This window comes from Mycobacterium sp. (assembly GCF_051006775.1).
Classification (GTDB): Bacteria; Actinomycetota; Actinomycetes; order Mycobacteriales; family Mycobacteriaceae; genus Mycobacterium.
Genome location: NZ_JBPCSX010000195.1, coordinates 1 through 11,250, shown reverse-complemented (window position 1 = coordinate 11,250; position 11,250 = coordinate 1). Strand labels below are relative to the sequence as shown.

General features: G+C 68.9%; 5 protein-coding genes. 1 reads left to right on the top strand and 4 read right to left on the bottom strand.

Going from position 1 to position 11,250, the window contains the following annotated elements; translation table 11 throughout:
* The coding region (locus ACR2JI_RS14030; protein WP_526390959.1) for a glycoside hydrolase family 5 protein at nt 1–1,632 on the top strand (1,632 nt) is incomplete at its 5' end.
* Here ACR2JI_RS14030 and recD read toward each other — a convergent pair.
* The 4 genes from recD to ACR2JI_RS14010 all read right to left on the bottom strand — a co-directional run.
* Nucleotides 1,601–3,352, bottom strand: coding sequence for an exodeoxyribonuclease V subunit alpha (gene recD, locus ACR2JI_RS14025; RefSeq protein WP_526390957.1), 1,752 nt, complete (start codon nt 3,350–3,352; stop codon nt 1,601–1,603). The two genes, ACR2JI_RS14030 and recD, sit on opposite strands and share 32 nt — an antisense overlap.
* Entirely contained in the window at nt 3,349–6,672 is a 3,324-nt protein-coding gene (gene recB / locus ACR2JI_RS14020) for an exodeoxyribonuclease V subunit beta (RefSeq protein WP_526390955.1), read from the bottom strand. The genes recD and recB overlap by 4 nt, the downstream gene beginning before the upstream one ends.
* A complete protein-coding gene (gene recC / locus ACR2JI_RS14015) occupies nt 6,669–9,980 on the bottom strand; it encodes an exodeoxyribonuclease V subunit gamma (RefSeq protein WP_526390953.1) in 3,312 nt (1,103 codons plus the stop codon). The genes recB and recC overlap by 4 nt, the downstream gene beginning before the upstream one ends.
* 49 nt (nt 9,981–10,029) lie before the next feature.
* Nucleotides 10,030–11,250, bottom strand: a 1,221-nt coding sequence (locus ACR2JI_RS14010) for a sensor histidine kinase (protein WP_526390951.1), incomplete at its 5' end; no start/stop codon positions are given.

Genomic DNA, 11,250 nt, shown 5'->3' with positions numbered 1-11,250 from the left:
GGTAACGGCGGCGCCGGCGGCGCAGGCGCCGACGGTGGCACCGGCGGTCGAGCCGGGAGCGGACGGACCTGGCTCAGCAGCGGCGGCGACGGCGGCGCGGGCGGCGACAACGCAGTGGGCGGCGAGCTCACCGGACTGCCGGCGCTCGGCGGATCCGGCGGCACTGCCGGGCTGCTCGGCTCACACGGCGCGGCCGGACGCGCCGGGGCGGGCGGCACAGTCCCGATGGGCGACGGACCGCTGCTGCCGATCTCTCCGACCGGTACCTGGCTGACCAACAGCGACGGCCAGGTTGTCATCGCCCACGGGCTCAATGAGGTTTACAAGCTGCCCCCGTACGAGCCGTCAGCATCCGGGTTCAGCGCCGACGACGCCGCGTTCCTGGCGGCCAACGGGTTCACCGTGGTGCGGGTGGGCGTCATCTGGGCCGCGGTCGAACCGGAGCCGGGTGTGTTCGACACCGCCTACCTGGACTCGATCAATGCCACCGTGCAGATGCTCGCCGATCACGGTATCTACAGCCTGATCGATATGCACCAGGACAACTACAGCACCACCTTCGGCGGGGAGGGCGCGCCGACCTGGGCCACGATGACCGGCGGACTGCCCAACCCGGACTTCGGTTTCCCGGGTAACTACTACGCCAACCCCGCGGAGAACTACGCCTGGGATACGTTCTGGGCCAACGCGAATGCATCCGATTCGGTGGGTCTGGAAGACCACTACGCAAAGACCTGGGAGAACGTAGCGAGCTATTTCGCCGGGAATCCCGCGGTGGTGGGCTATGAGCTGATGAACGAGCCGTGGCCCGGAACAAGTTGGGGTGCAACCCTTCTCGGTAGCCCGTTCTTCGCATTCCAGATGCTGGTGCCGATGTACAACCAGGTTGCGGCCGCGATCCGGGCCGTCGACCCGGCAACGCCGATCTTCTTCGAACCGACCAGCGCGGCGGTTGCGGAGATCTCCCAATTACTCGGACTGCCCGACCCGATGGGAATGATCGACGACCTGATCAGCGTTTACGCCTTCCATGATTACTGCTCGGATACCAACTTCGGTATCAGTTGCTCGCAGATCGCCAACACGCTGGCCCGCAATGCCGTTCGGTTCGCCGACGAGAACAACATCCCGTCGTTCATGAGCGAGTTCGGCGCCACCAGCGACGCCCCGCGGTTGTTCGACCAGATGAACGCCGGGGACATCCGTCAGGTGGGCTGGACGGAGTGGGCGTATTCCGGCGTGGGTGATATCACCACACACGTCGATCCGGACTGGGAGGCGCTGGTGTACGACCCGGCTCTGCCGCCCACCGGCGCCAATGTCAACACCGGCAACCTCGCGGTGCTGGCCGCGCCGTATCCGCAGACCATCTCCGGGATCCCGCAGGGCTGGACGGTCACCGGCAACACCTTCCGATTCAGCTACTCCACCGAAAGGGCCGATGGCTCAGGGGCATTCGCCGCGGGCTCATTGACGACGATCTCGGTGCCGGAGTTCGGGTACCCGAACGGCTACACGGTGAGCGTGACGGGCGGCCAGGTGGTCTCGACACCGAACGCACCGCGACTGGTCATCGCCGCCGACAACGGCGCCACCACCGTCAGCGTTGTGGTGACCGCAGCCGCCGGCTGAGACCGGTCGCGCGGACCGCGCGGCGATCTATCGCGGCGCGCACCTGCTCTGCGGAGCCGATCAGCCGAACCTTGTTCCGGGCTCGGGTGACCGCGGTGTAGAGCAGTTCTCGGGTCAGCAGCCGGGAGTCCTCGGCGGGCAGCAGCACAGTCACCTCGGTGGCTTGACTGCCCTGACTCTTGTGAATCGTCATGGCGTGCATGGTCTCGATATCGGCCAGCCGGCCGGTGGCGAACTCCACCGGCCCGGCCGAACCGGACATGACGGCGCGCAGGACACCGTCACGCTGGACCGCGACACCGGTGTCACCGTTGTAGAGACCCAGACCGTAGTCGTTTGCGGTCACCAGCACCGGCCGCCCGACGTACCAGGCAGACCACATCGGGGTATCGGTCTGCTCGGCCAGCCAACGCTCGACCTGGCGGTTCCAATAGCTGACGCCGTGCTGACCGCGGCGGTGCGCACACAGCATCCGGTGTTCGTCGAGGGTGGCCAGCGCGGCCTTCCCATCGCCGAGGATGGCCGCTTCACGCAGTGCAAGGGCATGTGGCACAAGTACTTTGCGCAGAATATCGGCCGGCCGCTGGGTGTCGACCCATTCGATGTGCTCACCGCCGGCGGCGAGGATCTCCAGTGCTTCATCGGCTTTGCCGTCGCGGATCGCGAAGGCCAGCGAGCGGATCGACTCCCCGAAACGGTGCGAGGTGACCAGCCGGGCGATCGGGGTGTCATCCACCGCAGCAAGACCCTCGACGAGGTCGGCCAGCACCGCGCCGGCCTCCACCGAGGCCAGCTGGTCGGGGTCGCCGACGAGCAGCAGCCGCGATTCCGGCCGCACCGCCTCCAGCAGCCGGGCCATCATGGTCAGCGACACCATGGAGGTCTCGTCGACGACGATCACGTCATGCGGCAGGCGGTTGTCCCGGTTGTGCCGGAACCGCGATGAGGTGTCCGGCCGGCTGCCCAGCAGCCGGTGCAGTGTGGTGGCGGTCAACGCGGGCAGCCGGTCGCGGTCGGCCTGATCAAGAGCATCAACCTCGATCTGCACGGCTTCGAGCAGGCGAGCCGCGGCCTTACCGGTCGGGGCGGCCAGCGCGATCCGCGGGCGCGAGCGCCCGTCGAGTTCGGCCTGCTCGGCCAGCAGTGCCAGCAGTCGCGCGACGGTGGTGGTCTTGCCGGTGCCCGGGCCACCGGTCAGCACGGTCAGGGCACGGGACAGCGCAACCTCGGCTGCGCCGCGTTGCTCGGTGTAGGTACCGGAGAACAGCCGGGCGATATCCGGGGGCGTGCCCGAGCGCCGCGTCGATGCCAGGGCCAGCACGTCCTCGGCGACCCGGCACTCCTCGATCCAGTAGCGGTCCAGGTAGAGCAGGCCCTCATCGACGTGCACCACCGGTGGGTCACCGGCAAGCACGCTGCCCGATACCGCAGCCAGCCACTGCGCGGGATCCGGCCATGGCAGCTGCGGCTCACCGACCTGGGCCGCCACGCCTGTCAGGTCCAGGCAGACCGAACCACCGCGCACCGCCCGCACCACGAATGCGACGGCCAGCGCCACCAGTTCGTTCTCATCCTTGGCCAGCTGGGTGAGCCGTTGGGCGACGAGCACATCGGAGGCGTCGATCACCCCGGCCTCGTTGAAATCGCGCAGCAGCCCGGTGGCGGAGACACTGCGCCGCCAGTCAGCGGCGTCGGCGGTGTTTCTCGCAGGCGTGCTCATGGCGCCACCCGGCGTCCGTCGAGCAGATCGGAGATCGCGATCACCAGTTCCGCCGGCGGCTGCCAGCCGAACACACCTGCCGGGTGCCCGTCGGTGACGGGGGTGTCCGGTCCGCACATCCCACGGACGAACAGATACAGCACACCGCCCAGGTGACGGTCCGCGGTGTAGTCGGGCAGCCGCCAGCGCAGGAACCGATGCAGCACAACGCAGTACAGCAGCGCCTGCAGCGGGTAGTCGGAGTGCAGCATGGCCTCGGCCATCCGCTCCGGGGTGTAGTCGGCGGCGGTCAGCGGCCGGTCGGTCTCGCCGAGCCAGTTGGTCTTGTAGTCCGCGACGAGGTAGCGGTGGCCGTCGGATCCGTCTGCGCGGGCGGGGATGCGCATCACGAGGTCCAGCGAGCCGCTGAGATAGCCGCGCAGCGACTGGACGCCCAGGGTGGCGTCGGTGAGCCGGTCCGCGTAGGGGGCCATCGGATCACCGGCGGGCAGCTGCCGCTCCAGTAGCCGGCCGACGTCGGCCAGCCGGATATCCGGCGCACTCGCTCTTGAATCACCACCGGCCAGCGGGAACTCGAAGTCCAACTCGCACAACCGATCCGGCAGGCTGATCTGACGCAGCGTGAGGTCATCGGCCAGCGGACCCAGCGGGGTGTCATGCATCGGCACCAGAGCCGCGGCAAGTTCGGCGGTGCCGACATCCACCGGCCACCACGCCGCATGCTTGTCGATCTGGGTCGCCAGTTCGGCCTCCAGATCCGCCGCCAACGGGTCTGCGTGTTCGAGCACCGCGTGCACCAGGCTGCCGAATTTGGCGCCCATCGGCAGGTCCGCCATCGGCGATGGCAGATCCGCCCCCCCGGCCGGTTCGGTCGGGGCGTTCAGCGCGATATCGCCGACCTCGTCGTCGAGTTCGACGATCTCGGGCTCACTGCTCACCCCGACACTCTCCTGCGCCGACCGCACCAGACCGGAGTAGGAGGTGCGTCGCCAGCCGGTATCGATGCCGCGGTGGAAGTGCCGCACCCCGAGGTTCTCCGGCGCGATGTCGGCGGGGATCGCCGCGATCGGCGCGATGACCGCGTCCTCGACCACCGGCCCGCCGGCCGCTTCCCACTCGCGGAAGATCATCAGTGCCTCGTCGTCGGTCACGGTCTTGGTGGCGCACTGATCGGGGATCAGCGTCTCGCCCGGGCGACGGCCGCGCATCAGCCGGGACAGCCCGCCGTTGGGTTCGTCACGCGAGGGAGCCCACCACGTCACCACCTGCGCCTGGGCCCGGGTCATCGCCACATACATCAGCCGGCTGTCGTCACCGGCGGCCTCGCGGCGTCCCAGCACTGCGACGTCGGCGTAGTCGGCGCTGCCCTTCCCACCGATATGCAGGCAGCGGGCCCTGTTGTCGTGGAACAGGATCTCGTCGCGCTGCTGCACATTGCGATTGAACGCAAACGGTAGGTAGACGATCGGGAACTGCAGGCCCTTGCTGCCGTGCACGGTCATCACCTGGACGGCGGCGGCGTCGCGGTCGAGCCGCTTGTTGTGCTCGGCCACTCCGCTGCGCTCCTCCCGGCGATCACGCAGCCAGTCCCGCAGGGCGGGCAGCGTCAGGTGTTCGCGGTGCGCGGCCTCCTGTAGTAGCTGGGTCACATGCGCCATGTCGGTCATGTACCGCTCGCCGTCGCGATAGGACAGCGTGCGGTCGGCCATCCCGCCGAGCCGGGCGGCCTCGAACACCGCCGCCACCCCGCAGGACCGGGCGTGGTCGGCCCACTCCCGGATGGTATCGGCAACCCGGTCGGTGAGCGAGTCCCCCTGGGCCGCAAGGTCTTCGGCGGTGCAGCCGAAGAACATGGTCGCGGCAGCGGCTCGGACAACGCCGGAGCGGTGCGGCTGGTCGAAGGCGTCCAGCAGTGCAAGCCAGTCGTCGCAGGCCTCGGAGTCGAAGACGTCGGAGTCGCCGGTATAGACCGCCGGTATGCCGGCGTCGGTCAGCGCCGCGAAGCAGACGCGGGCGTCTCTGCGCTTCTCGACGATCACCGCGATATGACCGGCCCGGACCCGCTCGCCGTCGAAGGTCGCGGGGCCGGCCAGCAGTGCGGCGATATCAGCGGCCAGGTCGGCCCCGATATAGGACCGCAGGTCGTCGATCGCGATCACCTTGTCGCCGCTCTTATCGAAGGCCGCGCGCGACACCACCCGCAGCCGGAACGGGTTATCGCGGGGGGCGCCGGCCAACCGCGTTCCGGGGTGATGTGCGTCGACGTCGTGCACGACGATCCGGGGGTCACCGAGCCGGGTGCCGCGCAGCACCGCCTGCAGGCGATCGACCAGTGCGGCGTCGCTGCGCCAGTTGGTGCCCATGGTCTGCTTCTCGCCGGCGGAGTCCGCAGCCTCGAGGTAGGTGTGGATATCGCCGCCGCGAAAGGCGTAGATCGCCTGCTTGGGATCGCCGATCAGCACCAGGGTGCTCACATTGTGGAAGGCGTGGTTGATCACCCGCCACTGCACCGGGTCGGTGTCCTGGAACTCGTCGACCATGACGATGGGCCAGCGCCTGCTCATCCGCACCCGGGCCGGTGAGTCGTCGGCCTCCAGCGCGTCGGCGAGCCGGGTGAGCAGATCGTCGTAGCCGAGGATGCCCTGCCGGCGCTTGCGGATCTCGATCTCGGCCCGCACCGCTTCGGCGAAGTCGATGCAGGCGGCGGCATAGCTGTCCGGCTCGGGGTCGGACGGACGCAGTTCGGTCGACGGGTTGTTGATCACCTCGCGGGCGACCTTGAGCGCGCGCTTGTAGGGCAGCGGCGGCTCTTCCCTGTCCTTACCGAAGCGGCCGAGGTAGAGGTCGTCGACGATCTCGACGACCAGATCATCGAGACTCTCGACCAGCTTGACGCCGGCATCGCTGTCCCCGGCCACGCCGAGTGAGGTGAGCACCAGATTGCAGAACTGGTGGATGGTCGCGATGGTGGCGGCATCAAACCCGGCCAGCGCATCCCCGAGACGCTGCCTGCGGGCGCAGAGTTCGTCCGCCGTCCCGGTCAGCAGATGGCGCACCAGTTCGTTCTCGCCGATCAGACCCGCGTCATCGAAGGAGGCCAGCGCATGGGAGATCTGCCGGCGCACCCGCTCGCGCAACTCCTGGGTGGCGGCCCGGCTGAAGGTGATGAGCAGCATCTGGTCGAGGGTGGCAACACCTTCGGCGATGTAGCGGGTGACCAGACCCGCCAGCGCGAAGGTCTTGCCGGTGCCGGCGCTGGCCTCCAGCACGGTGGTGGTACCGGGCTCGGGCAGTGGGCCCAGGAGATCGAAGGTGCTCATCGTGCCCCCCGCATGGACTGCAGCAGTGGCCGCCACAGCCGCGCGGCGTAGGCGCCCAGGCGGGTGTTCTCCCCCGGCTGCTCCTCGCCCGGGCGCACCGGTTCCATCAGGTCCGACAACGGCGCGCCGGCCTTCCACACCCGAGCGTGCGCCGGCGAGCGGTCCTCGCCGGGGAAGTTGTCATTGGATTTCCAGTGGAATCCGGCCGCGTACACCGGGTCGCCACCACTGCTGCGGGCATCCGCCCACGCGAAGGAGGTTTTGAGTGGCAGCGGAATCGGCTCGCGGCGGCCGGTGTCGTACATGGCGACGAGATCGCGCAGCAGCTCGCGTGCCGATGTGGCCGGGCAGTCGATGTCCTCCCGGCGGGCGCCGTCGCCCTTCTTGCGCCGGCCGATGCATACCGCGGTCCATTCCTGACCGGGATCGTGGGCGGCCAACGCCAGCAACGGAATCCAGGCTTCGAGGAGATGCTTGCCGCCGAGTTTGGAGTAGGTGACCGACACCAGACGATCACCGAAGACCGGTGACACGGTGCCGGTCAGACGTCGCCCCGAACCGAGATCGATATCGACGTCCACGGCGTTGGCCGGGGTGGTCCGGAACGCGGCCGCCTCCACCGCCAGCACCGCGGCCTGCTCGCGGATCCTGCGCGCGGTCCGCCAGCCGATCTGACCGGGCGGCAGCGTTCCGCGGCACCACTCCGCATTGAGCGCGCGTTCCGGGCTCATCCCGCGCAGCATGTCGGAGAGCATGCGATCACCGACGGTCCACTCGTCGAGGGCGTTGATCTCGACCGGGATGGCGTCCTCGACACCCTCGACCTCGGCGGGCAGTGTGTAGTCCAGGGACCGGAAGAAACCCTTCACCGGATCCTTGAAGAAAGCCACCAGATCGGCCAGCGAGACGTCGCCGTTCTCGAGTGCGGGCAGCACGGTGGTGGCGAACTTCGGCCGTTCCTCATGTAAACCCTCGGCGGCACGGGCGGCGCGCAGCACCGTCGAGTCGAAGGTGAACGGTTGCTCGGGTTCGGCGAGGACCACCGCGCCGGGTGTGACATTGCGGATATCGAAGGGCTGCAACGGATGCTGGGTGACCACGGCCTCGCGCACCGGGGTCTCGGTGGTCAGATCGATGGCGTCGATCAGCTCCGCGAGCGGAACCGCGGGCGGGCGCAGATGTCCGGTGAACTCATTGGCGCCGGTGTAGGTGATGACCAGCGTCTCGGTTGCGGCGCAGACGGCGTCGAGCAACAGCTGACGATCCTCGGAGCGGACGTCACGCTCGCCGGTCTGCGGGTCGCGGGCCAGTGCGTCGTCACCGTCGACGGCTCCGATCCTGGGGAACACCGTGTCGTCGAGACCGACCAGGCACACCACCCGGTGCGGCACCGAACGCATCGGCACCATGGTGCACACCGTCAATGTGCCGGTGCGGAAGTTGGCCCGGGTGGGCCGGCCGGCGAGGTGGCGCTGCAGCAGCTGTTCGATATCGGGTAGCCGCAACGCGGTGGCGGCACGGGTGCCGGCCCGGGCCAGCACATCGTTGAACTCGCGTTCCAGCTGGCTCATCTGCCAGGCGTCGTCATCGACGACCCGGGTGAGCAACCGGACACCCTCGACCAGCGAGGTCAGCCAGTCGCGCAGTGGCCGGGTGCCGGCGAGGGAGTCCACCACTTGTTGCAGCCGGCCGACGAACTCGGAGAGCCTGCCGGCCAGGTCCACCCGGTTGCTGCCGACATCATCGAGCGGCAAGGTGGCGTCGATCCAGGCCTGCGAGTCATCCGAGAGGGCCACCCCGGCCAGGATCCGGTCCAGACCGAAACGCCAGGTGTGATGAATGAAGCTGAGCCCGTAGGGTTCCCGATGCTCCTTGTCGAAACCCCACCGGATGTTGGATTCCCGCACCCAGTCGGTGATGTCGTCGAGGTCGTCATCGGTGAAGTCGAACCGGGCCCGCACCGGTTCGGACGTGATGAGGTTGAGCACCTCGCTGGCGGTCACCCTGCTGCCGGCCAGGGTGAGCAGTTGGGCGGCCACAGCCAGGAGTGGGTTGGTCTGCACCAGTGAGCGGTCAGCCAACCGCACCCGCAGTTGATTGGCGGGGTGTGCGTTCGGGACAACCTCGCCCAAGCCGAAGTCGGCGGCGATCAGTGGGGCGTAGGTCTCGATATCGGGGCACATGACGAGGATGTCGCGCGGTTCCAGCGTCTCGTCATCGGCGAGCAGACCCAGCAGCACCTCACGGAGCACGTCCACCTGACGGGCCGGGCCGTGACAGCTGTGCACCTGCACCGAACGGTCGCCGGGCGCGAGCCTGCGGCCCTGCGGCCGAACGGCATTGGCGGCGATATCGGACTGCAGCCAGCCCAGCAGAGTGTCGGGGTTTGCCGAACCCGGCAGGAACTCATCGCCGGCCGCATCGATGGGCAGGCTGCGCTGCAGATCCCGAAGGTCACGGCCCAGGGTGGCCAGCAGGGGGTGCTCGACCCTACGGTGACTGGTGTCATCACGACGCGGGATGACACCGCGTAGATCGGACAGCTCCGACCACAGTGCGGCGCTGGGGTGCGGCAGCCACAGATGAACCTCGTGGTGGGCGGCCAACGCCTCGAGCAGTTCGATATCGGTGCGCGACAGCCTGGTGTGGCCGAACATCGACACCCGCGACGGCAGCTGGTCCGCACCCGAACTACGCAGCTGCGCAATGGTTTTCGCGTGCCGGATATGCGGCGGGTCGATACCCATGACGTCGACCAGCCGGCGCCACAACTCGGGCTGCCAGGCCAGGTCGTCATCGAGGTCGCCGGTGTCGCCGTCGAGCCAGTCCGCCAGCAGTGCGGGGCGCTGCCGGGCGTAGGAGGCGAACAGCCCGGCCAGCCGGCGGGCCACCGCATAGCGGCGGCCCGATCGCAGTTCCTGCTCGTCGACGCCGGCGCTGAAATGGCCGAGGTGGGTGGCCAGGGTTGTGCACCACGGCGCGTCGAGGTTGGCGTCGATGACTTCCAGCAGCGGCCAGGCCATGGCATCCGGTGACCACGGGTCGTCCTCCCGGGTGCCGGTGATCTCGGCGATCAGCGATGCCGGCGACCGGAACGCGACCCCCGCGCACACCCCGTCACCAGCCCCGTCACCGTGGCCCCGGCCCAGGATGTGCGAGAGCCGCTGGGAGAGCCAGCGCTCGACCCCGCGTGCGGGCACCACGACGAGATCCTCGGCGAACGGATCGGAAGGCGGCGTGGCCAGCAGGTCCCCCAACCCGTCCGCGAGAACGTCAGTGCGTTCGGCGCGGTGAATATGCAATGCCATCGGAGATCAACCTAGACCCAGCCCCCGACAAGGGAGGCGGGGTCACGCCTCATGCCGACAGGCCCGGAGCCGGCGCGGCCGGCAGCGTCACACTGAACGTCGCGCCCTCGCCCAGCTTCGAGGCCACCCGGATATCACCGCCGTGCGCCTGCACGACCTCGCGGACCAGAGCCAGGCCGATACCGTGGGACTCGCGGTCGGGACGGGTGGTGTGCGCGGCCCCGCGAGCGAAACGGTTGAACAGCGTCGCCATCGTGGCGTCGTCGATCCCGACGCCGTCATCGGCCACCGCGACCACCACGTTCTGCGCGTCGCGACGCACAGTCACCTGCACCGTGCCGCCCGGATGCTGATGTCCGAGGGCGTTGTCCACCAGTGCTGTCAGCGCGCGGCGCACGGCAGACTCCGAGCCGATCACCTCCGCGTGGTCCCCGGCCGTCCGGAAGGACAGCGTCACACCGAGAGACGTGGCATGGGCGCTCATGCTGTCGCAGACCGATGCCGCCACCGCCGCCATATCCACCCTGCCGGTCCCGGAACCGCTGGCGGTCATGGTGGCCGACGCGAGCAGATCGTCGACGATGCCGTTGAGCACCCTGGTGTCATCGACCAGTGCGTCGGCATCCCGTCGGGCGCCCTCGAGATCACCGGTGTGCACGCGGCGGGCCACCAGTTGCGCACGGGTGTGCAGCACGGTCAGCGGCGCGCGCAGCTCGTGGGAGGCGTCGGCGACGAATCTGCGCTGCAGGGCCAGCGCCTGGGCCAGCGGCCGCACCGCGCGGCGGGTGAACAGCACGACCACCAGAATCGACGCCGCGATACCGGCCAGCTCCGCCAGCGCCAGTGAGCTCAGCAGCCGGGCCCGACCGGCCCGGTAGGGCGAAAGATCAAGCATCGCAACGACTCGGCCCTCGGGGCGGTCAACCACCAGTGCCTGATACTCACGGTCACGATCGTGGATCTCATGGCGGCCGGCGGGTCCCGACAGCAGCGGCACTCCTACCTTTCCACCATCGCTGGCCGCCACACGGCCGTCGCTATCGCGCAATGCCAGTTCCATACCCGGCGGGGGGTCCTCGACATCGTCGGCGCTCATCGCCACCGCGGTCAACTGGTCGGTGATCTGGTTGTCCTGGGCGCGGACGTAGAGAGCGGCGATGACGACACCGACCAGCAGCAGAAGGGCGGCCAGCGCGACGGAGGTCTGGATCGCCACGATTCGGCCGGCTCGGCGAATGGCGCTGAGATCTCCTGCGGGAACGCTCATTCC

Coding starts and splice junctions, on each gene's coding strand:
- recC (WP_526390953.1), bottom strand. CDS start 9,980: ATGGCATTGCATATTCACCGCGCCGAACGCACTGACGTTCTCGCGGAC.
- recB (WP_526390955.1), bottom strand. CDS start 6,672: ATGAGCACCTTCGATCTCCTGGGCCCACTGCCCGAGCCCGGTACCACC.
- recD (WP_526390957.1), bottom strand. CDS start 3,352: ATGAGCACGCCTGCGAGAAACACCGCCGACGCCGCTGACTGGCGGCGC.